The 25,587-nt window shown below is 47.6% G+C and carries 20 protein-coding genes and 3 pseudogenes; 9 read left to right on the top strand and 14 right to left on the bottom strand.

Annotated elements, in window-relative coordinates:
- Positions 1-122: 122 nt before the first annotated feature.
- Entirely contained in the window at positions 123-1,073 is a 951-nt protein-coding gene (locus LDB27_RS11025; RefSeq protein ID WP_000941990.1) for a toll/interleukin-1 receptor domain-containing protein, read from the top strand.
- A gap of 70 nt (positions 1,074-1,143) precedes the next feature.
- On the opposite strand, the pseudogene LDB27_RS11020 reads toward LDB27_RS11025, so the two are convergent.
- From LDB27_RS11020 to LDB27_RS11000, 5 genes and pseudogenes are all read right to left on the bottom strand, one after another.
- Positions 1,144-1,719: pseudogene (locus LDB27_RS11020) on the bottom strand (helix-turn-helix domain-containing protein).
- A 414-nt stretch (positions 1,720-2,133) separates the two neighbouring features.
- Positions 2,134-3,057, bottom strand: coding sequence for a hypothetical protein (locus LDB27_RS11015; protein WP_023230780.1), 924 nt, complete (start codon positions 3,055-3,057; stop codon positions 2,134-2,136).
- A 433-nt stretch (positions 3,058-3,490) separates the two neighbouring features.
- A complete protein-coding gene (locus LDB27_RS11010; protein WP_001530185.1) occupies positions 3,491-3,706 on the bottom strand; it encodes a hypothetical protein in 216 nt (71 codons plus the stop codon).
- Between the two features lie 184 nt (positions 3,707-3,890).
- Positions 3,891-4,226: a hypothetical protein gene (locus tag LDB27_RS11005; protein WP_001530147.1), complete on the bottom strand. Its 336-nt coding sequence runs from the start codon at positions 4,224-4,226 to the stop codon at positions 3,891-3,893.
- The gene (locus LDB27_RS11000; protein WP_223173008.1) at positions 4,223-4,618 is read right to left on the bottom strand and encodes a hypothetical protein; all 396 of its coding nucleotides are present in this window, start codon (positions 4,616-4,618) and stop codon (positions 4,223-4,225) included. The genes LDB27_RS11005 and LDB27_RS11000 overlap by 4 nt, the downstream gene beginning before the upstream one ends.
- Positions 4,619-5,193: 575 nt before the next feature.
- Between LDB27_RS11000 and tolA the strand changes: the two genes are divergently transcribed.
- Positions 5,194-6,006 carry a cell envelope integrity protein TolA gene (tolA, locus tag LDB27_RS10995; RefSeq protein ID WP_001530186.1) on the top strand — a complete coding sequence of 271 codons (813 nt, stop codon included), beginning with the start codon at positions 5,194-5,196 and terminating at the stop codon, positions 6,004-6,006.
- 1,296 nt (positions 6,007-7,302) lie between these two features.
- Here the strand turns inward: tolA and LDB27_RS10990 are convergent.
- Entirely contained in the window at positions 7,303-7,473 is a 171-nt protein-coding gene (locus LDB27_RS10990; protein WP_000415761.1) for a DUF29 family protein, read from the bottom strand.
- A 411-nt stretch (positions 7,474-7,884) separates the two neighbouring features.
- Between LDB27_RS10990 and LDB27_RS10985 the strand changes: the two genes are divergently transcribed.
- Together LDB27_RS10985 and LDB27_RS10980 are read left to right on the top strand one after the other, a co-directional pair.
- A complete protein-coding gene (locus LDB27_RS10985; RefSeq protein ID WP_001176636.1) occupies positions 7,885-8,793 on the top strand; it encodes a LysR family transcriptional regulator in 909 nt (302 codons plus the stop codon).
- 173 nt (positions 8,794-8,966) lie between these two features.
- Positions 8,967-9,947 carry an NAD(P)H-dependent flavin oxidoreductase gene (locus LDB27_RS10980; RefSeq protein WP_000876808.1) on the top strand — a complete coding sequence of 327 codons (981 nt, stop codon included), beginning with the start codon at positions 8,967-8,969 and terminating at the stop codon, positions 9,945-9,947.
- Between the two features lie 247 nt (positions 9,948-10,194).
- Here the strand turns inward: LDB27_RS10980 and LDB27_RS10975 are convergent.
- Positions 10,195-10,322, bottom strand: a pseudogene (locus LDB27_RS10975) (hypothetical protein); the annotation flags it as partial.
- Positions 10,323-10,411: 89 nt separating this feature from the next.
- On the opposite strand from LDB27_RS10975, the gene LDB27_RS10970 reads away from it, so the two are divergent.
- From LDB27_RS10970 to LDB27_RS10960, 3 genes are all read left to right on the top strand, one after another.
- Entirely contained in the window at positions 10,412-11,419 is a 1,008-nt protein-coding gene (locus LDB27_RS10970; RefSeq protein WP_000201083.1) for a LacI family DNA-binding transcriptional regulator, read from the top strand.
- Between the two features lie 143 nt (positions 11,420-11,562).
- On the top strand, positions 11,563-13,014 hold the full coding sequence (gene nhaC / locus LDB27_RS10965; protein ID WP_001276630.1) for a Na+/H+ antiporter NhaC: 1,452 nt from the start codon (positions 11,563-11,565) through the stop codon (positions 13,012-13,014).
- Positions 13,015-13,026: 12 nt separating this feature from the next.
- Positions 13,027-14,229 (top strand): MalY/PatB family protein, encoded by a 1,203-nt coding sequence (locus LDB27_RS10960; protein ID WP_000347156.1) that lies wholly within the window; start codon positions 13,027-13,029, stop codon positions 14,227-14,229.
- A 113-nt stretch (positions 14,230-14,342) separates the two neighbouring features.
- Here LDB27_RS10960 and glgX read toward each other — a convergent pair whose 3' ends face one another.
- The 6 genes and pseudogenes from glgX to LDB27_RS10930 all read right to left on the bottom strand — a co-directional run.
- Positions 14,343-16,418 (bottom strand): glycogen debranching protein GlgX, encoded by a 2,076-nt coding sequence (gene glgX / locus LDB27_RS10955; protein WP_225519948.1) that lies wholly within the window; start codon positions 16,416-16,418, stop codon positions 14,343-14,345.
- A gap of 56 nt (positions 16,419-16,474) precedes the next feature.
- Complete coding sequence (treY, locus tag LDB27_RS10950; RefSeq protein WP_000613153.1) at positions 16,475-19,003, bottom strand: malto-oligosyltrehalose synthase; 2,529 nt, start codon at positions 19,001-19,003, stop codon at positions 16,475-16,477.
- Positions 19,000-20,784, bottom strand: a complete 1,785-nt coding sequence (gene treZ / locus LDB27_RS10945) for a malto-oligosyltrehalose trehalohydrolase (RefSeq protein WP_000095563.1) — start codon at positions 20,782-20,784, stop codon at positions 19,000-19,002. Before treZ ends, treY begins: the two co-directional genes overlap by 4 nt.
- Positions 20,785-20,912: 128 nt before the next feature.
- Complete coding sequence (locus LDB27_RS10940; RefSeq protein WP_023230784.1) at positions 20,913-21,698, bottom strand: OBAP family protein; 786 nt, start codon at positions 21,696-21,698, stop codon at positions 20,913-20,915.
- Between the two features lie 142 nt (positions 21,699-21,840).
- Complete coding sequence (gene hdeB, locus LDB27_RS10935) at positions 21,841-22,170, bottom strand: acid-activated periplasmic chaperone HdeB (protein ID WP_001032161.1); 330 nt, start codon at positions 22,168-22,170, stop codon at positions 21,841-21,843.
- Positions 22,171-22,404: 234 nt separating this feature from the next.
- Positions 22,405-22,637 (bottom strand): annotated as a pseudogene (locus tag LDB27_RS10930) (efflux RND transporter permease subunit); the annotation flags it as partial.
- A gap of 300 nt (positions 22,638-22,937) precedes the next feature.
- Here LDB27_RS10930 and LDB27_RS10925 point away from each other — a divergent pair.
- Both LDB27_RS10925 and hlyE read left to right on the top strand, forming a co-directional pair.
- Positions 22,938-23,573: a hypothetical protein gene (locus LDB27_RS10925; protein ID WP_000778344.1), complete on the top strand. Its 636-nt coding sequence runs from the start codon at positions 22,938-22,940 to the stop codon at positions 23,571-23,573.
- A 134-nt stretch (positions 23,574-23,707) separates the two neighbouring features.
- Positions 23,708-24,619 (top strand): hemolysin HlyE, encoded by a 912-nt coding sequence (hlyE, locus tag LDB27_RS10920; protein ID WP_001530116.1) that lies wholly within the window; start codon positions 23,708-23,710, stop codon positions 24,617-24,619.
- Between the two features lie 120 nt (positions 24,620-24,739).
- Here hlyE and LDB27_RS10915 read toward each other — a convergent pair whose 3' ends face one another.
- Positions 24,740-25,171, bottom strand: coding sequence for an OsmC family protein (locus LDB27_RS10915; protein WP_000152297.1), 432 nt, complete (start codon positions 25,169-25,171; stop codon positions 24,740-24,742).
- Positions 25,172-25,587 lie beyond the last annotated feature (416 nt).

Here is a 25,587-nt window from a genome sequence, read left to right as displayed (position 1 = left end):
TATTGCAAGCTTAAAATGTCACCTGTTTTAGCCAGTTTAAAATGTCACTTTCTAAGCACTCACCCCCTTGTACCCACACTCATTTGGCGCGATTATCAGTATTATCTTGCCTGGAGGGCTCTATGCTTCAATCTCAACCAACACCAAAAGTATTCATATCATATTCTCATGATTCAACTGCTCATAAGGCCTGGGTTCTTACTCTCGCAACCAGATTAGAGGGAAATGGTGTTGCAGTTACTCTTGACCAATGGGACTTGAAAATCGGAGGTGATTTACCACATTTTATGGAATCAGGGCTTAGTGACTCGGACCGTGTAATTGTTGTTTGCACTGATGAATATGTCAGAAAAGCAAATGCAATGCAAAGTGGTGGAGTGGGCTATGAAAAAATGATTATTACTTCGCAAATTATGAGAGACTTAGGAAGCAATAGAGTCATACCTATAGTTATTAATAACGAGCAATCAAATGTGCCGACATTTGTAGCAACGCGTTTATGGTTAGATTTTTCATCAGAAAATTACGAACAAAGCTATAGACAACTTATCGCAGATTTGTGGGGAGAAAGTGTTCAACCACGGCCACCACGTGGTGAAAACCCTTTTAATCGGCAACCTGTGGCAGTTGAACCTATAGTGTTTGATATTCCAGAGAGCTTTGTTAGTCCTGCCTTAACGAATACTGTTACATTCAACCCTACGCTGAACAACGGAAAATTCTGGGTTGGTGCTGGAGATATGGCTTTCGAGCTATCTTGGTCCAGATGCAGCAAAGGAAGTATATGGATATACAATAGACAAGAAAGCATTCATTCTTTGCGTATTCCAACTGGAATTACTGAAATTGAACAAATTAATAATGCCGAATGTAACTCGTTTTACAATGAAGATAGTTCCACTTCGTTGAAGGAAGGGGAATTGGCTGTATTGCAAAATAAAAATGGATATTATTTAGCAGTAAAAATAGAACGAGTTCTCTATCGTGGTAGACATGCTGATGATAGAGATGAATTAATTTTTAGCTACGTAATTGCACCTGCCAAAAGTATATCGTTTAGTAGGCACGTATAAACTTCATTCATCGACGATAACCCCTAACTTCAGAGGAGTGCGGGGTTATGTCTTTGGAGTGGGGAGGGGGCTAACGTTTAAGGCTGGATCTGAACTCTTCAGGGTTAGCCAGCGGCTCTCAATTGCTCCTGAACCCTGGCCTGTGCGCGTCGTTTAGGCATCTTTTTGCTCCGATCACGCTTACCATCGCGTTCGAGTTCATCCATTTTTCTTTGCGCCAGCTTCAGAACAGCCCCAAGGCGTTTGTTATCAACGATTTGCCCTTGGTCGACACATTCCAGTTTGTCGAACACCTGATATTTGAGTGAACGTTGACCCTGAAAATACCATGCTTGTCACTGTAGAACGCCAGGGGTTTGCCGTGTTGCTCAAGATTTTCTGCGGCCAGTGTTGGTCCAAAGTCGCTGTAATGATCGTGAAGTAATGAAAGAACACGCAGCTTCAGTGACTCAGGAAGCCTGTGATTACCGGGGCGTCCACGCCGAAGGTTTGTCAGGCCAGCAGCACCAGACTCGCGAAAACGATTCATTGAACGCTGTGTCTGACGTTCCGACAGAGCAAGCTGCTGAACTGCATCACGCCGGCGCATGCGCTTTTCAACAACTGACTGAATGACGTTGATCCGACGAAGTTCTTTATCTGACATAGTCACAAGCATCCTGATGTCTCCATGGCCTGAGGATTGGACCCTTTATGCCAGAAAAAGTGACATCCTATGGGTTAAAAGTGACATCAGAATATTGCAGTTACAATTATGGTGCGCATAATGTATTGGATTGTGAAATGGCGTGGAACACGCTATTTCCCCTCAAGACTCATAACCAGATGGCTGCACCAATAAGCGACAAGCTGGAAGCTTGAGCGATAAAGAGCGGAGCGACTGGCGACAGAATTGCTTTGCAATTATGGTGACAGATGCGACAGCATCATGTGTCAATATGCGAAGCAAACAGACTTATCCCACAAGTTGTATTTTGAATCTTTATTATTAATCGTTTGTGATTCAATCAAGGACACTGCATAGCGGCATAGCCGCAGATTAACAATGCCCTTTGTTTAATCACATCACTTCATAGCAGTCAATGAACGGGTTTCTTTCTATCCATTGACGTTGCAACCACTGGACATACTGGATGAAGACATGAACGTCACCATCAATAATGGAACAATGACGCATTATCTTCTTTGTTAATGGGAAGAAGATTGTTGTTCCATAGGGTGTATCAGTGATAATAGTGTGAGTGTTTCCATTCATCACAATCTCATAATCAATTATCAAAGCCTCTTTGGCTTCATCAACAATGGATTCTCGATTCTTGTTTATGGAGTAATAGTCTGACTTGGCTATCTTCATTGCCTGATTTCTCAAACCAGCTTCTTTTGCATTATCACTGGTTGGAATGAAACACATTGTATCTGGTGAGTAATAACGACGATGGGAATAATCTTTATCAAACTCATACTTCACTGGATTATCTTTCCAGTTGCTATATCCGGGAATTGCTGGAAGGTCTGAATAGAAGTTCTGGAAGCAATGCCAGCGTTCACACACAACCACACCTTTGTATCCCTTGTGAACCTGCTTTCCATTTCTGGTGTAGTAGCAACGAGCAATCATATTTTGCCAGAGCACATACTCCTTTGTTCTCTGTCCATATGTCTCGGGAGTGTAGGGGACATAGGTACGATACTGTCCAATTCCGATATAGCCAACACCATGAATAACAGGACGCATTAACGCTTCTCGTCGTTCTTCTTCATTGCCGAAGTCATATGAACGGTCGGCAACTTTTCCAGATTTGATTGCTGAACAATAGGCTTTGGTTGTGTGTCCAGTTTCTTCAAACTGAATGACATAATAACCACGACGATTATGATTGAGCAACTTGCCAAGAATGCGATATCGACCGTAACGATTAGAGGTAAAGATATTGCCTGAATAATAATGAGGATGATTGTAATCTGTGGTGTAATTGTATTTCATCGGATACTCCATAGAATGAATGAGAATCAACAGAAGGAAGAATGAAGTTGGAATGGGTCCTACTTTCATCAACACCTTCAATTCAGGCATTCACTGCATGGAGCTAAAAAAAAATTCATAAATAAAAACGTGGCAATAATGATTAAAAAATAATCATCCATTATTAAGCGCGCTCTATGCCATTCTGAGAGGTTTTAATAATGGGCAATTGAATGACAGGGCTTAACGTCTCACGACGTGCTGTAGCCCTATATAGCGCATTATTTTTAACGCTTCACGCCCTCTAAACGGTCAGCCTCTGCATGACGGCCACAAGCCCGTAGAGATATAATCTGTAGCTTTAATGGGTCATTGAATACATCTTTATCAATAGCTGAATTTGCAGCAGTATGACGAACGCCTGTTACTACATCTGTTGAACGTGCAGAACGAGCTAATGCAGGAGCAACACGATTCCCATGACGGTCAATGTGATACGCACCATTAGCTTTGTTTGCTTCATGCTGCGCTCTGGATAATGGCCATTGTCAGCCTCCTTATATTCTGCTTCGCAGACATGGGATAGTTGTTTTGTTTTCAGGTTGGCTTTACGACTCACGACAGCCTGAGTTTTGGTCTTATTAACCATCTTTCTGAGTTTGCTTTTCATCGTGCAACCAATACTCCATTACTTGTATATTGCATATATGGGATATCACTCTGCGGAGTTGGTATCTGCTCTGGAAGTTTATTTGTAGCCATTGGCTGAACACATTTGCCTGTAGGCAATGGAACCGCGCAAGAGGTAGTTTTCGCATTAAACGTTGGTTTTGTCTGAGACATTGTATTTTTCCTTATGCGCACAAATTTGAATGAAAAACTTGTGCTGGAAGTGGTTGGGTGAAAGAGATGGATTTGTTTTCCTGCAAAGATAAAGAAAGCAATTGCCTTGCTCGTTTCATCCGTTTAGTTCCAACTTTGGATTGTAGTTTGTTGCCCTTTGATTCACGAATCCAGACAGGATGAACGCCTGCTTTTATCCATAGATAACGTGGTGCTGTGATATGCCAGCCACAATGGTTGTCCCCACTAAAGCTTTTGCTGATAACCAGACGGTCTTCATCTTTTAAAAGGCGGGCAATAATTTCATCATTCAGCGCTTTTGCTGAAAAGTAGTGAGGTGAGTTCATTGCATATAACCTCTGGACATATCCTGGTATTGTTCCAGTTGCATTTCTTTCCACGATTTGATTCGATGGTTACAACGAAACTTCCCATTCCCATCAACGATGGCGTAGTGAACTGAACGGTCTGACATTAAGCGTCTGCGTTGCATTTCATTAAGACGAAGAGAAATCTCTTTCGCATTCATCCAGAAAGAATAGTCATTAGTGATTACTTCAATCTGAAGCTTTCCATCTTTCTCCCGATGACATGGCATATATCCATTCTTACTCATAAATCCACCATCACTTGTCAGGTAGAATAATGAAACAAGAGTGCTATTGATTAGGTCATCAGGATATGAAGCCTGAGAAGTTGAACAGCTTGCATGAGAAGTAGGTGAAGAAATAGAATTCATTTATTTCAGTCCTTGTTTAAAAATAGTATTTTTGGTATTACCAAAGAAATGTGACATTATTAGTGGTTAGACCAGATAAGGAAGCCTCTCAATGTCACGGAGAGAGGTTCTGGAATGAGCTAAGGGATTATGAGGGTAGGGAAGAGAAAGCCCTGAGAACGCTGTAGAGTCGTGCCAGATGGGGCATTAGTTGGATGTGAAAGGGATTGTATTCTGTATTATCCACCGAACCCGACTTTGACTAAATACTGCGCGCACTATCTAACTAGTACAATGAGATCAATAAATGATCGCAATTAGGTATTTGTGCGCATTTATATAATTGTTCATAATGTGAGCTAAATTAGCACTTCCGGCTACTGACAGGATTTTTAGCCATTTGTATAATGCCTTTAGCCCTCTGCAAGAGAGCCATGCGGCTTGAGCTGATAACTAAAGATTAAGAGAATAGGAATAAAGAAAAGAAATCACTTCCAACTAATCTTCCAGAACTGCTCTAAAGTTAAGTATTTGCACTATCCCATTCTTACTTCCATTTCTTTTATATATTCCATAATTAATTCTAAGGAAAACAAATGAAACTTTCTAAATGGAAGTTAATGGCTTTGATTATTCCTGCTGCATGGACTTCAATTTCTTACGCTTATGACTGGAATGATGATGTCACCCAAAGAGTTCAGACTCTTATAGGAAATGCCGCTGATAAGTATGTGCAGGGTGATTACGATAGCTACAATTCAGATACTGAAACGGCTATTAATTTGCTATTAACAATAGAGCCTCAACCTCAGTCGCCAGAGCAGATAGATGCAAGAAAGATACAGGCAGCACAACTTGTTGATGAAACGGTAAAGAAAGAAATCATTTCTTTAGAGCAATCTCTTGAGGCAAATCAAGCTAAAGCTGACGCTGAATACCAGAAGATGCAAAGCATGAGCAAGGAAGAAAAAGAACAGGCCGCAGCGAAAGCAGCAGCAGAGAAAGCTTTAGCAGCGAAAGCAAAGGCAGCGCGAGAAAAAGCCGAGGCCACCTCAGATGTAGATGAAATGCTTGGTGAGCTTGGCTCAGGTAAGAGTGCACCTAAAACACACACCAGTACCAGTTCTGGCGGCGCCTCTATGGCAGAAATATCCGCATATACCGCCCAGGTGTCAGGTATGATTCGCAGTAAACTTCCGGCATGGGATACCTATAAAGGTAAGCGGTGTTCTGTAGTTATTCACATGAAACCCGATGGAAAATTAACAGGGACTGATTCATACAATGGCGATAATGATTTCTGTAATTACCTTAAGGAAGGTCTAAATTCAATAGACGAATTTCCAAAAGTGCCTAACCAATCCGTGTACAGTATTATTAAAGACGCGTCTATTAATTTTAAACCTTAACTCAAAAGTGAAAGTTGTTGAGTGTGTGTACAATGGAAGCTGGGAACACTCTCCGCTTTTTGGCAGTCATGAATCCACGATACACACACGCACTACTTTCGATACATTTCACAATACAGGCGCATAACAATTCCTCATAACAAAGAAATGTCATGATAATTGCTTTAGAGCCATGAAAGAGTAGGGTAGCTAGTCCTGAATCTTCCATCCCATTTGCTTTAAGCGAAGCAAGCCAACAGCTTGTATCCAGTGCACCGGAAAGCCGTTAACACTCATAGTCCATCAGCTTGCTTAAGGCTGAAAGATTCTGAATCAATGGGTACAGTTAAAACAACAGCTTCGTAGAAGCAATTACTAATGACATTTCACTATCCGTCTAAGTTGTCTTCTTAGTATTGCTACGCTACTGGTATGGGAGTCAGCCTAGAATGGAGTAGCCGTTGTCATTACAACAACACGGACAGATTTAGCGTCTGGTCTAAGACGTTTGCTACCGATGAAATAATCCATCGCTCTTCGGAGCATCCACTATGGGAGGTCGGACAGCAACAGCCAAAATTGTATAACAATTGTCAGTGTCTAGAATCTTCAAATTGTAAACAAGATTGGCGTGCGTACTGGAATCTCACCAGTGCTACGAAGTTTAACGTTGGGCAGTACAACGAATCTCTGCGCATATCGGCATAGCCGAATATCAGTCTTTAAATGTGAATCCATCACTTTCCCCAAGGTGACGAACTCGACTGACGCATCAGAAGAATTCCAAAATCAACTAATGCCGAAGTGGGCACATAGCCGAAACAAAGAAGAAGCGTTCCAGTTTGCAGTAACCAGAATCACATCCAGCTAATGTCGAGACTTGCACAAGCTAAAAGACGAAACAGGTTTTGATGATGTCGGTCAGGTGAATGAAGAAATCACAACGAGCACAATATCTCGAACGCAGTGAGAGCTTAGCCATAGGAAGTCCTCAATCTGAACCAGAGGGCGCAAGACAATCCAACTGTTATGCGAACTAAACTCTGCACCAATCTGGCTACAATCCTCGTTACCCGACATTAGTGCGCATAATGTATATTATGTTAAATGCACCAGAACATTTAAAAGACATGTTAAGGCGGCTGGATTCGTGCATGTCAAAAAACTTCTGGCCCATAAGTTTGATCCCTTCCCTGCCGTGACGCTGAGCGAATTCTGTTGATTTGCACCCGCTATCCTGCACACGATTTCACGCAGCACACGCCGCTCAGGCATAAAAAAACCGGCTATTGTGTTCGGTTCGTCATTGTCAGTGTGTCAGTCCAGGATGAAATCGTCGCGCAGCGCATCAGCGAGCGCCCACGGCATTTCAGACGTAAAACTCTTTTCATCAAGGCCTGTTTCACGCGCTGCAGATAACACGGCATCGCCGTAGGACTCAACAGCCATTTCCGACAGTTCCCGTTTTAATGACGGGCTTTTTTCCATGCGCTGACATGGGCTAAAAAATCAATGGGAACCTCATTTCATGAGGTTTGATTATTCACTGTCTGCCAATGTCTTGCATTCACACTCGCCACCTACACCGGCGGCGGTCAAACATAATCGGTTCGTATATTAACGTCGCGCCTGGCATGACCTGCACATGCGTAACCGTATCGCCTGGCCTGTTTGTTTTTGTATACGACGCCGCCGAACATCCAAAAAGGTTGCGAAGAATTGGTAGCGATTTTACAAATGACATGTCTTACCTCAACCACCCGGTAAAAGTCATATATCGATAGCAGTATGTTACTCCAGATGAAACAATCAGCTCAGAAAGGGATATGTTCCAGCAGACAGGAATGTTATAAGGAGCTTCCCCCTTCGACACAAATAATGGTTGAGGACTGAGAACAGATGCAGCTGAATATGCTGGAAGCCATGAATATTTATGTCAATGTGGTAGAGCAAGGGAGCTTTATCCGCGCGGCGGAGGTGCTTGAGCTGCACCGCCCTGCTGTTACCCGCGCCGTTCAGAATCTGGAACATGATCTGGGCGTTAAGCTCCTGCATCGCACAACACGACAGGTCAGTATGACGGATGAAGGGGAAGAGTTTTACCAGCGTTGCCTGTTGCTCTTAAGCGAGCTGGACGACGTCCGGCGATTATTTTCCAGCACGCAACCGCCGAAAGGCCGCCTGCGCCTTGACGTCCCTATTACGCTCGCCCGGGCAGTCATCATTCCGGCTCTTGGAGATTTTCAGAACCGATACCCGGATATTGAGATTGTACTTGGCACGTCCGATCGCAAGATTGATTTGATTGCCGAGCGTGTGGACTGCGTCATCCGACTTGGTGAGCTTAATGACTCCAGTTTTGTTGCCAGACGTCTGGGAACGGCAGCCATGGTGACTTGTGCTGCGCCATCTTATCTTGCGAAGCATGGCACGCCGCACTCTATCGATGAGCTGATGAAGTCCCACCGGGCTGTAAATTTTTTCAGTAATCACAGCCTGCAGATAATGGAGTGGAAATTCACGGTTGATGGCAGTATTGCGTCAATAAAAGTTCCCTCCAGCATCCTGGTAGACAATTCAGAAGCGTTTCTTTCATGTGGGCTGGCGGGGTTGGGGATTCTACACGGATTGCGTCCGTCGCTTGCACCCTTTATTGCCAGTGGAGAGCTGACAGAGATCCTCACTGATTTCCCGCCCCCGCCAAAACCGGTTTCACTGCTTTACCCGGATCGTCGGTATCTGGCACCTAAAGTTCGTGTATTCATCGACTGGCTGTGCGAGGTTTTTGGTCCGGATGCACATCTCTGATAACGCTCTTTCGTGCATATCCGACCTGGCTATTGTTACTTTATCAGTAATTCTGTTTTAAAGATTGGATGGTTTTTCGTAACAATAAAGAGGCTTAAGATCTTCTTCAGATTAATTAACTACCACAGTCGCCTAAAAGGCTGGCTGAAAATTTGTTCGAAGGAGATTACGTCATGAAGTACAACCGTATCTGCCAGATTCTGGGTATCGAAAAACCTGTTATACAAGGCCCATTGTCCTGGCTTACCGATGCAAGACTGGTTGCAGCCGTAAGCAACGCCGGTGGTTTGGGTGTGCTTGGCCCAAATGCGGGCTTAACAGCGGAAACTGCTGTATCAACGCCTGAAGAAACAGCAGAAAAAATGCGTGAAGAAATTCGTAAAACCAAAAAACTTACCGAAAAACCATTCGGGGTGAACCTTATTCCAACCCCTGAAAACGACATCTGGACTCCGCCTATCCTACAGGTAATAAAGGAAGAGGGAGTAAAAGCTGTTGTTTATACCGGTTACGGAGAAGGAGCTATTATCACTTCGCTGTTTAATGAACTAAAAGCGTCGGGTATTGCAATTATTTACCGCGATATTAATCCGACACCTGAAAATACACGTTTAGCGGAAAAAGTCGGCGCCGACATTATTGTTGCAACAGGTTTTGATGAAGGTGGCACATTGCCGGGCACCGCGCTTGGCACCTTTTCGATCGTGCCGCTGATTGCGGACTCGGTGAGGAGTGTTCCCGTCATGGCTGCAGGCGGGATTACCGATAGCCGTACCGCCCGTGCTGCCCATGCGCTGGGAGCAGAGGGTGTCTTTGCTGGTTCGGTGTTTATTGGGACAGAAGAAAGCCGTGTGCCGCAGTCAGTAAAGGATAAAATCATTAATGCTAACGGCCTGGATTTGCTGCTTTTCCGTACCCTGCCAGATTACTACCGCTCACTTCCTGGCAAGCTGGCTGACAAGCTCGTGTCGATGGATAAAGCTGGTGCAAGCAATGAAGAACTGGCCCAGACGATGGGAGGTTTACGAGGGTTGCGTATCGGCATGCTGGAAGGTAATACAGATGAAGGATACATTGCGCTGGGCACGGGCATTGGAAATATCCGCAGCATCAAGAGCGTAGCTGAGGTCGTGAACGAGCTGGCCATTTGTTAAGGGCAGTACTGACTGCAAAAATAATCGAACTTTGCGAAACGGCCTGGCGCGCAGCGGCCCTCTGACACAAGATGTGGTAGTGTTTTCAGACATTGAAACGCCATAGGCTGTATTCCTCCCCTACCCTGTGACTACCGGCTCACCACCGGACAAGCCGCTGTGCTTATCAGCAAAGCCGAATTTCTTCCGGCATGACACTGAGGGGAGTACGGCCCAGTGACACGGTCAGGCGGGTATAGTATTCGGTAATTCCCGTTGCTGCTGAAAGTAATGTCAGTTGCGGCATGGCAAGAGAAGCTATACCTAACGTGGCTGTTCCTGCAAAAATTAATCCGGATGAGATCTTTTTTTCTTTGAGTTCTTAATGGCTAATTCAGGCTGCGCCGCAGTGATTGCACTGATTTCCACGTAACATGATAATCAATGGCTTTGATACCCTTTAAACGAACAAATATGAGCTTAACATGGCGACAATAAAGGATGTTGCATCCATGGCCGGTGTATCAACCGCGACTGTATCACGCGTCATTAACCAGACCGCGTGGGTTGAACCCGTCACGCGCGAACGTGTAGAGAAAGCCATGCGCGATCTCAATTATCGCCGGAATGCCGCCGCTATCGCGCTGGCGAAACGCAGCGGCGATATGCTCGGATTGTTAACCGGCAATCTGGCCGATCCTTTTTTTGCCCGCCTTGCTCGCGGCGTAGAAGATGTTTCTCGTAAGCAGCAGTATCGCTTGATGGTATGTAGCGGCGGCCACGACGAAGAAATGGAAAAAGCGGGACTGGATTTTCTGGTTAATCAAGGCTGTGAGGCTATTGTTGTACACGCCAGCCGATTACCGGATAAAGAGCTGCTGCGCTACGCAGCCCACTTTCCAGCGCTGGTTGTTGTTAATCGTTATATCGCCGGTATGGCCAACCGGTGTATCTGGCTGGAAAATCGCAGCGCCGCCAGGGAAGCGACCCGATATCTCCTGGCGAACGGGCATCGGCGCATTGCCTGTGTGACATCTGACTTGCCAATTATCGATCGTCAGGAACGCCTTGATGGTTACCGTCAGGCGCTGGAAGAATATGGTATTTCTCCAGACCCTCGCTGGGTGATTAGCGTTCCGTTTAACGAAGAAGGCGGCGAGCGGGCCGCGCATCAACTTATCAATAGCGGGCTTCCCCTTACGGCTGCGGTCACGTTTAACGATGTGATGGCCGCTGGCATTATGCGTATTCTTCATCAACGCGGCGTTCAGCTTCCGCAACAGCTCTCTATTGTCGGCTTTGATGATGTGGTGCTGGCCCGGTATCTTTATCCGGCGTTAACAACAATGCATTATCCGGTCGAACAAATGGCGCGTTGTGCCGCGCAACTGGCGATACAGTTATACCGGGGCATTACGCCGCCGCCCAGCAGCAATCATTTCAATGCCGAACTGGTGATCCGCGATTCTGTCGCGCCCTATTTTTCACGATGAATGCGTCGTCAACAGTAAAAACTGTGATGACTATCAAATTAACCCTTCTCATGTAATCGGTTACATGGACGAAAGTAATGGATCACAGTAGTGAGAAGCGTATCCCCCTACCCTTGAGCTACCTTACTGACCGGAGCTCCATTATGAGTGCATCACAAAACAAGAAGAAAACGCTGTCATTGGGTTTAGCGCTAATCCCAGTCATCTCCATGTTGTTATTGTTGATTATCGGTTACGGCATCATGGGGCTACGTATCGAACCGCTCCTTCTGTGCTCTGCGGCGGTAGCGGCAGGCATTGCATGGTGGCAAGGATACTGTTGGGAAGACATCATCAACTCAGTGGTGGATAAGCTGGCTAAAGCAATGCCGGTTATCATGATCCTGATCTGCGTGGGCGGTTTGATTGGCACCTGGATGTTTAGTGGCACCATTCCCTACATGGTGTACTGGGGGCTAAAACTCATAAGCCCGGAATATATTTTGATTGCAGCCTTCTTTTTAACCAGCGTGGTCTCCGTCTGTACCGGTACATCGTGGGGATCCGCCGGGACGGTTGGCGTTGCGTTAATGGGGGTTGCCGCCGGGCTGGACGTGTCTCTTGCAGCAGCAGCTGGCGCCGTCGTTTCTGGCGCTTATTTCGGCGACAAAATCTCACCGTTGTCCGACTCGACTAACTTTGCCGCGATTGTCGCAGACACTACTCTGTTTGAGCATATTCAGCATTTACTTTGGACGACCCTGCCAAGTTTCCTGCTTGCCGCCGTGGTTTATCTTATCGCCGGACACAGTAATATGCTGGGCGAGGTGGCCACGCCGCAGCGCGTTACGGACATCATCCACTCGCTGGAGTCGCTATACCATTTTAATATTGTTCTTATTTTGCCGCCGGTGATCGTACTGTGGGGCGCAATTCGCAAGAAGCCTGTCATCCCATTAATGTTAAGCGCCTGCGTACTTGCCTTATTCCTCGGCGTCATCATGCAGGGACTGAGCATCAAACAGGGACTGGACGCTTTCATTGATGGATTTGATATCGCCATGTTCCCACAAGGCGCTGAAGGTGTCGTGGCCGATGTTCCGCGCCTGCTAAACCGGGGCGGAATGTTCTCGATGATGGGAACAATACTGTTAGTTTTCTGCGCTTTTTCATTTGCCGGAGCGCTAACGTTAACCGGCGCGTTAACGATCATCATTAACCGGCTGCTGACTATTATTCATAGCGTTGGTCAGCTCATTGCCGCCACTATCGGCACCACAATTTTGGTCACAGGAGCGACCAGCGACGGTAAACTGGCATTGTTAGTTCCCGCCGAACTGTTTAAAGATGCCTATCGTCGTATGGGGCTGGATACTAAAAACCTTTCACGGACGATAGAAGATGCCGGTACCGTTATCGAACCTCTCCTGCCGTGGACCTCGGCTGGTGTCTACATGGCGACCACGCTGGGCGTTAGCACGCTTGATCTTCTGCCCTGGGCTATCCAGTGCTATGCGGCGATCTTCTTCGCATTAATTTATGGTTTTAGCGGAATTGGTATTGCCAGAACTGCCTCCGCTTCAGAAAAGTCGCCGCAAGCGTCAGTGACGAAATAATAAGGAAACAAGATGGATTTTAACCAGATTATCAATCGCAACAATACTGGTTCGGTAAAGTGGGATTTTATTGAGCGTCACTTTGGCGACGGCGCTGGAAAACTGCTGCCGATGTGGGTTTCTGATTTCGATTTTGCCTGCCCGCCTGAGGTTCAGGCGGCATTGCATCAGCGAATCGAGCACGGCGTATTTGGCTATAGCGAACGCGATGAGGCCTATTTTAACGCCCTGCTTCACTGGTTTTCATCACGCCACCAGCTCACGTTAAAACAAGAATGGGTATGCAGCGTGGAAGGCGTCGTACCAGGGTTGGCGCTCTTAGTGCAAATGTTGACGCATCCAGGCGACGGCGTAGTGGTACAGGGGCCATACTATGGCTCCTTCGCCAAAATAATCACGCTTAATGGTAGAAAACTGCTGGAGAATCCCCTTAGCGAGTCGCCGGACGATGGCTACCAGATGGATTTTTGCCAACTGGAAAGGCTGTTTCGCCATGAGCGCCCTCCGCTGATGATTTTGTGTAATCCACATAATCCAACCGGGCGTTGCTGGTCGGCCAACGAGCTGGAGCAACTGCTTTTATTATGTGAAGCTTATGATGTCACTCTCATCTCGGATGAAATATGGGCCGATCTATTGCTGCCCGGCGAAACCTTTACCTCGGTACTGCATTTAGGGGAGCGCTGGCATAAACGGGTCATCTCCGCCACTGCGGCCAGCAAAACATTTGGCTTATCGTCGTTGCGAATTTCTAATTTTCTCATTCCCGATCCTACGCTTCGCCAGCGTTTTCTGTCTCGTCTGGACGCTCATGGGCTGGACGTCTTTAACGCCCTCTCCGTTCAGGCGGCGACTACCGCATGGAATGAAAGCAGACAGTGGCTGGATTCGCTACTGGATTACCTGGCGGAAAACCGCCGCTGGTTTGTTGAACAAGCGACAGAGCACCTTCCCTGGGCAAGAATTGTCCCGGCGCAGGGAACCTATTTATTATGGATGGATTGTAAAAAGCTGGGACTGGATGACGAACAGCTAAAATGGGTAATGGCGGATGTCGCGGGTATTGCTCCTTCAATGGGCAGCGGCTTTGGCCCGGCGGGCAGCGGATTTATCCGTTTAAATCTGGGATGTCCACGTACCTACCTTGAAATGGCAATAGACGGCCTGAAGCGAATATCGGTGAAGACAATTAAAGGAATACCAACAGGCGGATGAATTTTTCGGGCGATAAACTGACAACGGTGTTATTTCTGCGGCATGATATCGCCTGAGCGCCAGTAAAAAAACCGGCCATCAAGGCCGGTTGGGTCCGGAGCGCGGTTTCACTATCAGGGGCGACTGAATAACACGATGCTGCGCCCGGCCAGATCGAAATCCATTTCTTCGGTAATCCGCATTCCCTGCTGCGCGTTATCGGCAGTCGTCAGTTCAAGTACCCAGCCGCCTTCTCCCCACATCGGAATACGGAACGGTACGCTGCCTTCAAACGGATTGAAAAGCAGTAAGGCGTCGTGCCAGATCCCCGCTTCCGGCTGAAGATCGGGTCGACTAATACATACGCCTATCGTCGATCCCTCATCCCATTGTTCGGATTGCTGCGCCCCTCCGCCGGCGTTAAACCAGCGGATCTCCAGACCGTCACGCCAGCTCTCCCGGCGCAGCAACGGTTGCGTGGCGCGCAGTTGAATCAGATGACGGGTAAACTCCCGTAGCGCATTGGCGGTTTCCGGCAAATTATCCCAGTGGACCCACGATATTTCACTGTCCTGACAGTAGCCATTGTTATTGCCCATCTGACTGCGGCCAAACTCATCGCCCGCTAATAACATCGGCGTGCCGTGCGAGAAAAGCAAGGTGGTCAGGAAATTACGTTTCTGTTGCTCGCGTATCGCATTGATGCCCTCGTCGTCGGTTGGCCCTTCTGCGCCATAGTTACAGGAGCGGTTATCATTATGCCCGTCATTATTATCTTCGCCATTGGCTTCATTATGTTTGTCGTTATAAGACACCAGATCGTTCAGCGTGAAGCCGTCATGGGCAGTAATAAAGTTAACGCTTGACCAGGGGCGACGGCCGCGCAAATCATAGAGATCGCCGGAACCCAGCAGGCGTGCAGCGAAATCATTTGTGACGTTGTCACCTTTCCAGTATTCGCGCACCGTATCGCGGTATTTATCATTCCATTCGCCCCACCCTGGTGGAAAACCGCCAACCTGATAGCCGCCCGGTCCGATATCCCAGGGTTCGCCAATCAGTTTCAGTTTTGCCAGTACCGGGTCTTGCGTTACCGCATCAAAAAAGCCGCCTCTCTGATCAAAGCCTTCCGGCTCACGACCAAGAATGGTGCCCAAATCAAAACGAAAGCCGTCGACATGCATTGACTCCGCCCAATAGCGAAGCGAATCCATCACCATTTGCAGTACCCGTGGATGAGAGGTATTGACGGTATTACCTGTCCCTGTATCGTTAATGTAATAGCGATGCTGATCGGGCATGGTGCGATAGTAAGAGAAGTTATCGATACCTTTAAATGACAGCGTGGGACCAAGCTCATTCCCTTCTGCCGTATGGTTATAGACCACATCCAGTATCACTTCGATGCCGGCATCATGGAAAGCGCGCACCATATCGCGGAATCCCTGAATACCTTTTGGACCATAGTAGCGCGTCGCCGGCGCAAAAAAGCCCAGCGAGTTGTATCCCCAGAAATTTTTCAGTCCTTTATCGAGCAGATGCTGATCGTCCGGGAACCAGTGAACGGGTAAAAGCTCGACGGAGGTAATCCCCAGACTTTTAATGTAATCCACGCTGGCTTTATGCCCCATGCCCTCAAACGTACCGCGTATAGGCTCAGGGATCGCGGAATTAAGCTGGGTAAAGCCTTTTACATGCGTTTCATAAATAATGGCGTTCGACCACGGTATGGAAGGCCGTTGTCTATCCTCCCAATTCGCCTCAGCCGGATCAATCACCCGGCATTTAGGCGTAAATGGCGCGCTATCCTGGTCATCAAAGGTCAAATCTTTATCGTCATGAAGTAATTGATACGCGAAATGCGCATCGTTCCACTGAATATCGCCCACCAGCTCACGGGCATAAGGGTCAATAAGCAGCTTATTGGGGTTAAAACGATGACCATTTTCCGGGTCATAAGGACCGTAAACACGGTACCCATACAGCGCGCCGGGCTGCAACTTCGGGACATAGCCGTGCCATATTTCGTCGGTATACTCCGGTAACTCCAGACGAGCGATTTCATGCTCCCCGCTCGGATCGTAAAGACAAAGCTCGACGCGTTCCGCATGGGCGGAAAAAATAGCGAAATTCACGCCTTCGCCGTCATAATTCGCGCCAAGCGTATGGCTGTATCCTGATCTGATTTCAAAAGCCCTGTTTGTTGTCATTCTCTTTCTCCACCCACGGTAAACGTTGTCCTGTCACGGCACATCAACACATAAACTCAGTCGCTCATTAAAACCAGTACGCCGCCCTGATGTGAGGCCAACGACAGGCGTTCACCAGGCATTAACCTCTCCCGGGTAAGCACATTGCGATAACGATGCTGATTAAGCTGTCCGGGTATAATAATGTCGGTTCCTGCCCAGAAACCGCTATGCGATTGTGACAATAAGCCGTCACATTCGGCGAACACCAGTCGGGGCGCAACAACAATCAGCGCATCATCATGATTGGCTCTGGCGTAAGCGATGACTTTGTCGGCACGCTGACCAACAGCCCGCAGCGGTATATAGTCGCCAAAACGGAAGAGATCATGATTCTGCTGACGCAGACGCAGTAAGGCGGCGGTGGCATACTGATTCACCTGCCCGTTCAGCCAACTCTCTTCGCACGAGAAAACTCCCGGCGTTAGCTGGTCTAACTGCTGCGCCAGCGTGGCGAAATCCGGTTCGCGGCGGTTGTCGGGATCGACAAGGCTAAAATTCAACGCCTCGCTTCCCTGATAGATATCAGGTACTCCCGGCGCGGTTAATTTGATAACGGTCTGCGTCAGGCTGTTAACCAGCCCTGCGCGGATGAAGGGTTGCAAGGAACGATAAAAATCCTGCAAAAATGTCTGATTATCCGGCGCCAGTAAATAACGGGCGTAATCAAGCATTGCCGTTTCGTAAGCCTCATTACTGTCCACCCAATCGGTACGTAGCTTCGCTTCGCGTAGCGCTTTCTCCACAAAGGCTTCAAAGCGTATTTTCAGCGCGTTTAAACCTTTTTCGTCCTGTGGTTGTAGCATCGGGGGCCAGACGCCGGTCAGCGCCTGATATAACATCCACGTATCCGCCGATTTTGGCGCAGTGCCATCATTCAAAAATTTGACATGGGTCTGGTTCATCTGCCGCCAGCGGGCAAGGCATTCGCTCCACTGTTCCGGCGCTTCGGTAAGCGTATACAGCCGTGCTCGCGCATCCTCGCCTCGCTTGGTATCGTGGGTCGACGTACCGGATAACGCATCAGGCTGTCGCGCCTGTCGAGTTTTCATCTCATGGTGAAAGCGCTCAATGGAGAAGTGATGCGTGAAGGGCTCGGCGCCGACTTCATTTAACGCCAGTCCCATGTTTTGACGAAAGAAAAGCGTATCCTCTACCGATTTCGCCATCAGCGGACCGGTGAGTTGCTGGAACCGAACGCGAAACTGTGTCGCCTCCTCCTGGCTGGAGGCGGGAACATCGCCGGTAAGAAGGCGGCTCAGAAATGTAAGCGCTTCTGGCTGCGGAGGGTTTTCAAGCGTCTTTACCCGTTCCACAATACGATGTAACAGGCAAATATCGGTCGGCGGTAGCCCTTCTGCCGTGCCGTAAGTGCGATATACGGGAAAGGCAATTAATAACTCGCGTAACGCCTGCCGAACGACGCTCTCTTCCTGTGCGATCTGTAGCTCGCTGGCAATCGACAGCGCAAGCGCGAGCAGCCGGGTAAATTCCCCCTCGAAATTGCGATCGACCATCAGCAATTTAGCCGCCCGTAATTCCGCCCGCATATCCACTGGCGCGCCTTTAACGGTCTCGTAAGCCTGGCGCAGATTGTCTATCTGCTCATCGTCAACCAGCACCTCCGCCAGCGAGGCGATGAATTCATAGCCTGTGGTGCCGGAAACCGGCCAGTCATCAGGAAGTTGCTCGCCTTTAGCGAGAATTTTTTCCACGGTGATATAGCACGCCGGCCCCACTTCCTGACGTAAACGCGCAAGATAGGCTTTCGGATCGGCAAGGCCGTCGATATGATCGATACGTAAACCGTCAACCGCCCCCGTTCTGACCAGCTCCAGAATCAGCCGATGTGTATCGTCGAAGACGGTTTTATCTTCCACCCGCATTCCTACCAGCCCTGTGACCTCAAAGAAACGCCGATATGAAAGTGAGCGAGCGGCATCGCGCCAGGACATTAATTTCCACGGCTGGCGCTCATGCAAATCAGCAATAGCGGCTTTATCGGTAAGCGCCAGTATTTCGGCCTCGCGCCCCTGCCACGTCGCCGGCGCAAGCGGATAATAGTTATCATAATAGGCGAACGTGGGTTTACCCGTAGCGGGATCGGGCTTGATCGCAATTTCTCCGTTTTCCAGCACGGCGTCAAACGTGTCGCCTAAAAAAGGCAGCGTCAGTCGGCGCGACCAGTCAATATCGAAATGGCGCGCGTAACGGCTCTCCTTGCCATATTCAAGCACGTCGCGCCACCAGGCGTTTTCCAGCGAGCTGGCCATGTGATTAGGCACAATATCGATGATCAATCCCAGCCCTTGCGCTTTAAGTTCGGCCACCAGTCTTTCAAATCCTTCGCGCCCGCCAATAGAAGGCTCAATCTCATTCGCATCGGTGACATCATAACCATGCGTTGACGCTTTGGTGGCGGTAAAGATGGGTGAGGCATAAAGATGGCTGATACCCAGATTTTTAAGGTAAGGCACCAGCGCCGCAGCGCGATCGAAGGTCATGCCATTACGAAACTGAAGACGATACGTTGCAGTTGGGATCATGATGCAGACTCTCCCTGAGCTAAGCGGACAATAAGAGAATGTTGGGAAAGCGACCCGGTGGATTCATTCGGCCAGGCGAAGAGAGTCTTACCCGGTAAATCGGGCAGTAATACCGTCGTGGCGCTAATATTCAGCGCCAGTGACAGTGTTCCTCCCGGAAAACGCCAGCTAACGGCAATAAACCCGGGCGCGGTTTGCAATACCGTTCCTGAGCTCTCACGGGCAGCAGACAACAGCGGTACGATATGCTTCTGGCGCAAAAGCAGTAGTTCGCGGGTAAACGCCAGCCACGCTTTACCCTCTTCACTGTGCTGTTGCTTCCAGTTAAGTTTTGAGCGTTGAAAGGTCTCTGGCGCATTCGGGTCCGGAACATTTTCCCCTGCATGATCGGCAAACTCTTTTGCGCGACCTTCACGAACGGCGCGGGCTAAATCCCCATGGAAATCGGTAAAAAAAAGAAAAGGACGGCTTTCGCCATACTCTTCGCCCATAAAAAGCAGCGGAATATGCGGTGAAAGCAGCAACGTGGCGAGCAATACTTTTGTTCGTTCAGCACCCGCCAGGGTTATCAGTCTGTCGCCCTGGGCGCGGTTACCGACCTGATCGTGATTCTGAATAAAATCCACAAAAGCGACCGGGGGTTGTCCGGTACTTTTTACGCCGCGAGGTTCGCCGGTTTGTGGTGAAATTTCTCCCTGATAAGCGAATCCTTCGGCCAGCGCTCTTGCGAGGTGTTTTTCCGGGGCATCAGCAAAATCGTTGTAGTAGGCCTGGGTCTCTCCGGTCGCAAAAACGTGGACGGCATTATGAAAATCGTCATTCCATTCGGCGGTAAACAGCGGCGCATTGCCACCCTGATCACGGGGATGCAGAGAAATAATATTGCGGCTATCTTCGGTGGTCAGATGAATGGGTCTGTCGGTAATGTCTTCCCGAATACGTTGTGCGATTTCAACCAGCACATGCCTGGCGCTACTGTCCTCAATCTGATCGATAGCGTCAAAGCGTAAGCCGTCGAGATGGTATTCTGTCAGCCAGTATAACGGCGCCTCGATGATATAGCGCCGCACGGCGTCGACATCATAGGCGATACCATTTCCCCACGGCGTCATGCGCTCTTTGTGGAAAAACGCCGGCGCCAATAGCGGTAAATAATTTCCCTCCGGGCCGAAATGGTTCAGCACAATATCCAGGACGACGGAAAGACCATACCCATGCGCGGCGTCAATAAACGCTTTGAAATCATCCGGCGTCCCATAGGCTGAATGCGGCGCGTAAAGCAGTACGCCGTCATAGCCCCAGCCGCGTTCGCCGCCAAATTGCGCAACGGGCATCACTTCAATAACGGTAACGCCGAGTTCAGCGAGATAAGGCAGCTTCGCTATTGCGGCGCGGAAGGTGCCTTCCGGAGTGAACGTGCCTGTATGCATCTCGTACACCACGGCCTGCTCCCAACGGCTACCTTTCCACCCGGTGTTGCGCCACGCGTAGCTGCCTGGATCAACCACATATGACGGACCGTTGACGTCAGTTTTTTGGGCGCGGGAAGCCGGATCGGGGACCACCATGCCATCGCTGAGTACAAAATTATATTCCGTACCTGGCGTCACCCCGGAGACGTCCAGCGTAAACCAGCCGTCACCGCTCGCCTGCATTTCCTGGTCTTTACCCGCAAGCCTGAGCATAACCTTTTGCTGACCGGTGGCCCAAAGACGAAAGCGGACAACATCAGCGGCGATATATTCAGCCCCCCAGCTTTTGCAAAAAATTTTTGAACTCATTTATCGCTCCGTTTAACCCATAACCTCTACAGCATCCGAAGAACAAGCATAGACTATGGGGCTAATCTTTACGTGACACTGTCACTTAACAGGCGTTCTTTTTCGTATCTGCGTGTAAAAGCGTGGAATTATTGTCGGGATTGCTCAGATGTACCGAAGTGCGCGGTATCGCCTCGCCCGTGTTCGCCAGCGCCCTGAACACGCTGTAGCTGGATAACCTCTCCCTGCTCCCAGGCGTTAGCCCCCTTGATAACGGGATGTTCAGGCAGAGCCTGCCGCTCGCGTTTAATGGCCTGGGTATCAATTCCCAGACGGCGATCCCGATCGGCCAGCAGCGCGGGGTCAAGCTGCCCGTCGCCAGTAAAGCCCATCATCAGCGCAGGGATACCCATTGGCAGGGTTTTATCCCGGTCGGTATGCCAGGTGTGCCAGGTCTTGCCATAGGTATTAACAATCTTACTCATCAACGCCTTATCAGCGACCTGCGGTAAGCCAGGCGCCACCAGGCTACCGGATTTCACCTCGTACTGGTGGCTGTGCCACAGTTTTTTCTCCTCGGGAGGAAGCGTTTTAAATAAACGTTCGCTGATAATGTACTCCACCCCCATCAGGCGCGCGTTTTTCGTATTGCCGTCGTAAATCACCGCCTGCATGACATCTTCGTTCAGGACGGTAACGTAATGGTGCGCTTCCATCTGTCCGTTTTTATCACCGCTATAAAAATGGAACCCGTCAAGGTAGGTACTGATGGCATCGACAGGTGGTCTGGATTGAATAGCCGCCGCGCCTGTTTCCAGGGTACGTAATTTGGCAGATGTTTTTTCCCCGGGAATAGGCGTTTGCGGCGGCGTATTATTGGCGCCACATCCGGCCAGAAAAGGAATGATAAAGAGTGCCAGCGGTAAAATTTTCATTAGGTCTCCATATAGTGAAAGGGCTCTAATGAAAATAGTGCAATACCACGTGATTGGTAGAAGAAATGGAAGATGTTATTTGTGACGGTGTCACAAATAGTAAAACCCGACACACAGGCCGGGTTTTGATATCAGTTTACTCTTATTTTGAGAGTTCTTTCTTGATTTCGTCTTTTATTTTGCTTAATTCACTCTGCGGGTTTTTCTTACAAAGCTCAACGGCTAGCGGCACTGCTGTCGTCTCAGTTTCCTGGAAATCAACGTAGTCCCCGCCTTTAAAATCTTCATCTTCATTCAGCACCCAGAAAGCGACTGGCGCCATCGTCTGCGGATTGAGGTCAACAAACTCCTGGCAGCTCATACCTTTAGGCGTAACGTTTGTTTTAGTAGTATCTGTTGCCGCATTCACGCTAACACTGGTTACCAGCGCTGCCACGATAATACCTGCTGTAGCAAGGGAGAATTTATTCATTGTTGTTGCTCCAATAATTATATAAATAACCTCTACATCTGCGCGTTAACCCGTTAATGTAGAACGCAGAAAATAATACCCCTCCTCTCTCAGGAATAAAGATCACCCTCCGTGATATGGCTATTATTGATATTTACGTTGACTGATTTTGATGTTTGATGAATAAAGCAACATGGCGAGCAGATTTTAGGGCGAAAAAGTAGACCACGACAATAGCAAATGACGAGGTATGCGCTACGTTGAGCTGATGAAAGAGAACTTCGCTCTGACATGCTGTCGCAATCGCGCCAGCCAGACACAAACGGTGGGCAGAACAAACATCGTAAACAGATTGCCTGTCAGCATTCCGGAGGCAACCACCAGCCCTGGCCAAAACGGCTTGCGGCGTCTACGCCGCTGGCGAACCCTATCAGGGCTAAACCAACCACTATTGCCCCGGTAGTCATCAGCACCGGGCGCAATCGGATCTACAATACAATTTCATAGCATTTACAGATAGTCGGACAATTTCAGGTTTCCGTAATCATAAAAAACACCTTTCGTACACAAACTGTATACTTCCAGTAGATTTATTGTTATTTAGCACTATAACTGCAAACAGTTGAATCCAAAGGGTAATAATTCAGGCATTATTGGAAGGGTAATTTACATTATTAAGATAAATAAATGCTTATCGGTGAAGTGAGCGACGTTTAAGTTTTGTTGTAACCACGGCTTTATACTTTTTACGAGTGCTATTTTTTTTGGCTAATTAAAAGGTAAAGTTAATGAAACTATCCGTAACATTGGCGTTTTTCGGTTACATGATGGCATCCAGTTTAGCACAAGCTAGCGATATCAATATGTGGCGTGAACCCAAACCTGTTGTGAAAGAGGGTAAATATTACAGCTTAATCATGGATCGTGGCGAGTTGCAGAAAGCAGTAAAAAGCAACAATAACAACTATCTCTTTTCCGAAAAAGGTGCAGGAGTGAAACCGCTGGTATTGATCGGCTCTCCGGTAGAGATTAGCGAATTTATGTTGCAAAATAAAACTCGCAGTATTGAAAACCACATTAAAGGTCTACCTGACATTTATATTGGAGTGACAAAATATAAACCCAAACAACGTTTTACCGGTTTATTTCCGCTGCAGGATATATTGACTCAAACTGTTGATCAGGTATCGAAATTTGTGCCCGGTACCGATATCACCGATGCGGTGGGGATCCCCGCCGACCTAAAAGCATTACAGCAAGCTATTTTGGCTATGAAGCCAAAAGATAAAACCAGCAACAATATACTGTACGTCAAATTTAGCTACTTGCCGGAAGATGGGATGGTGAAAGTAGGAAGCAAAACAGTTTCTTTTGGTCGTATTCTGGAGAAAATGCAGCAGAGTAATCGTACCCTGCGTAGATAAGCAGGCAGTTGGCAGTATTTCCAGCTTCTGGAGTGTTAACTTAAGCTACAAAAGCTGCCTGGAGGTAATAGGTAGGAATAAGTTATAAAACAATAGCTTAATTGCAACTTATATATTTAAAGAGGCAAATGATTATGACTGGAATATTTGCAGAACAAACTGTAGAGGTAGTTAAAAGCGCGATCGAAACCGCAGATGGGGCATTAGATTTTTATAACAAATACCTCGACCAGGTCATCCCCTGGAAGACCTTTGATGAAACCATAAAAGAGTTAAGCCGTTTTAAACAGGAGTACTCGCAGGCAGCTTCTGTTTTAGTTGGTGATATTAAAGTTTTGCTTATGGACAGCCAGGACAAGTATTTTGAAGCGACACAAACTGTTTATGAATGGTGTGGTGTCGTGACGCAATTACTCTCAGCGTATATTTTACTATTTGATGAATATAATGAGAAAAAAGCATCAGCCCAGAAAGATATTCTCATCAGGATATTAGATGATGGCGTCAATAAACTGAATGAAGCGCAAAAATCTCTCCTGGCAAGTTCACAAAGTTTCAACAACGCTTCCGGAAAACTGCTGGCATTAGATAGCCAGTTAACCAATGATTTCTCGGAAAAAAGTAGTTATTTCCAGTCACAGGTGGATAGAATTCGTAAGGAAGCTTATGCCGGTGCTGCTGCAGGCATAGTCGCCGGTCCATTTGGATTAATTATTTCCTATTCTATTGCTGCGGGCGTGATTGAAGGGAAATTGATTCCAGAATTGAATAACAGGCTAAAAGCAGTGCAAAATTTCTTTACTAGCTTATCGGCTACAGTGAAACAAGCGAATAAAGATATCGATGCGGCAAAATTGAAATTAGCCACTGAAATAGCAGCAATTGGGGAGATAAAAACGGAAACCGAAACAACCAGATTCTACGTTGATTATGATGATTTAATGCTTTCTTTACTAAAAGGAGCTGCAAAGAAAATGATTAACACCTGTAATGAATACCAACAAAGACACGGTAAGAAGACGCTTCTCGAGGTTCCTGACGTCTGATACTTTTTCATTCGCTCCGTGTACTTTTAACGCCCGATAGCGTGAAGAAAATGAGAGAGGGAGAAAAAGCGATATTCAACAGCCCGATAAACAAGAGTCGTTACCGGGCTGGCGGAGTTATCAGGCGTTAAGCTGGTAGTCGAGGGTGATTTCCGCATTCAGAACCTGCGATACCGGGCACCCGGCTTTTGCTTTCTGGATGATTTGATCGAAAGTTGAAGCATCAATATCTGCTACCGCGACTTTGCTTTGTAGCGCAATTTTGGTAATGGCGAAGCCCGCCTCCACCTTATCAAGTGATACGTCAGCGGTGGTGTCAATGGATGTCGGCGTAAATCCAGCCTCTCCCAGCATGAGTGATAGTGCCATGGAGAAACAGGCCGCATGTGCGGCGCCAATTAACTCTTCCGGGTTGGTCCCCTGCGCGCCTTCGAACCGGGTATTGAATCCATACGGTTGTTGATTAAGCACGCCGCTTTCTGTTGATACGGTACCTTTACCCCGTTTGATGTCGCCTTCCCAGTGTGCCTGACCTTTCTTATGGATTGTCATTTTTGCTCTCCTGTTGGCTCAAAAAATAAAGTATAGACCATGCTGCTAATCTGCGTTGTCCATGCCGATGGATGTAGCATGTTGTCAATTACCCGCACTTCAGATATAGAAAATAGTTGTATGCTTTTTCAGTGATGGATATTAAATCAACAGGCCTCCCTTTCTTTAAAGAATATATCCCTCCTTTTATCCTTACGTTTTCTTCCGGAAGCGTATTCCACTATGTATATTTTTATTCAAATTAAGATTTGTCTTATCTCGTTGTAATAAAAGATAAAAATCGCAATAAGTAGCCTTTTAAATGTATATTAATTGACCACTATTTGTATGAGGATATGTAATTGGCAAACGTAATATATTTTCTTCTGGGGTAAACAATTAGAGTTCCGCCTTGCGTTAAAATAACTCCAGGACTA

The organism is Salmonella sp. JXY0409-18, assembly GCF_020268625.1.
Lineage (GTDB): Bacteria > Pseudomonadota > Gammaproteobacteria > Enterobacterales > Enterobacteriaceae > Salmonella > Salmonella enterica.
The sequence above is the reverse complement of the archived record's forward strand: the minus strand, read 5'-3'. Positions and strand labels throughout refer to the sequence as shown.

Bases quoted from the DNA above. Each gene is read 5' to 3' on its own strand.
- LDB27_RS11025 (WP_000941990.1), top strand. From the start codon at position 123: ATGCTTCAATCTCAACCAACACCAAAAGTATTCATATCATATTCTCAT.
- LDB27_RS11015 (WP_023230780.1), bottom strand. From the start codon at position 3,057: ATGAAATACAATTACACCACAGATTACAATCATCCTCATTATTATTCA.
- LDB27_RS11010 (WP_001530185.1), bottom strand. From the start codon at position 3,706: ATGAAAAGCAAACTCAGAAAGATGGTTAATAAGACCAAAACTCAGGCT.
- LDB27_RS11005 (WP_001530147.1), bottom strand. From the start codon at position 4,226: ATGAACTCACCTCACTACTTTTCAGCAAAAGCGCTGAATGATGAAATT.
- LDB27_RS11000 (WP_223173008.1), bottom strand. From the start codon at position 4,618: ATGAATTCTATTTCTTCACCTACTTCTCATGCAAGCTGTTCAACTTCT.
- tolA (WP_001530186.1), top strand. From the start codon at position 5,194: ATGAAACTTTCTAAATGGAAGTTAATGGCTTTGATTATTCCTGCTGCA.
- LDB27_RS10990 (WP_000415761.1), bottom strand. From the start codon at position 7,473: ATGGAAAAAAGCCCGTCATTAAAACGGGAACTGTCGGAAATGGCTGTT.
- LDB27_RS10985 (WP_001176636.1), top strand. From the start codon at position 7,885: ATGCAGCTGAATATGCTGGAAGCCATGAATATTTATGTCAATGTGGTA.
- LDB27_RS10980 (WP_000876808.1), top strand. From the start codon at position 8,967: ATGAAGTACAACCGTATCTGCCAGATTCTGGGTATCGAAAAACCTGTT.
- LDB27_RS10970 (WP_000201083.1), top strand. From the start codon at position 10,412: ATGGCGACAATAAAGGATGTTGCATCCATGGCCGGTGTATCAACCGCG.
- nhaC (WP_001276630.1), top strand. From the start codon at position 11,563: ATGAGTGCATCACAAAACAAGAAGAAAACGCTGTCATTGGGTTTAGCG.
- LDB27_RS10960 (WP_000347156.1), top strand. From the start codon at position 13,027: ATGGATTTTAACCAGATTATCAATCGCAACAATACTGGTTCGGTAAAG.
- glgX (WP_225519948.1), bottom strand. From the start codon at position 16,418: ATGACAACAAACAGGGCTTTTGAAATCAGATCAGGATACAGCCATACG.
- treY (WP_000613153.1), bottom strand. From the start codon at position 19,003: ATGATCCCAACTGCAACGTATCGTCTTCAGTTTCGTAATGGCATGACC.
- treZ (WP_000095563.1), bottom strand. From the start codon at position 20,784: ATGAGTTCAAAAATTTTTTGCAAAAGCTGGGGGGCTGAATATATCGCC.
- LDB27_RS10940 (WP_023230784.1), bottom strand. From the start codon at position 21,698: ATGAAAATTTTACCGCTGGCACTCTTTATCATTCCTTTTCTGGCCGGA.
- hdeB (WP_001032161.1), bottom strand. From the start codon at position 22,170: ATGAATAAATTCTCCCTTGCTACAGCAGGTATTATCGTGGCAGCGCTG.
- LDB27_RS10925 (WP_000778344.1), top strand. From the start codon at position 22,938: ATGAAACTATCCGTAACATTGGCGTTTTTCGGTTACATGATGGCATCC.
- hlyE (WP_001530116.1), top strand. From the start codon at position 23,708: ATGACTGGAATATTTGCAGAACAAACTGTAGAGGTAGTTAAAAGCGCG.
- LDB27_RS10915 (WP_000152297.1), bottom strand. From the start codon at position 25,171: ATGACAATCCATAAGAAAGGTCAGGCACACTGGGAAGGCGACATCAAA.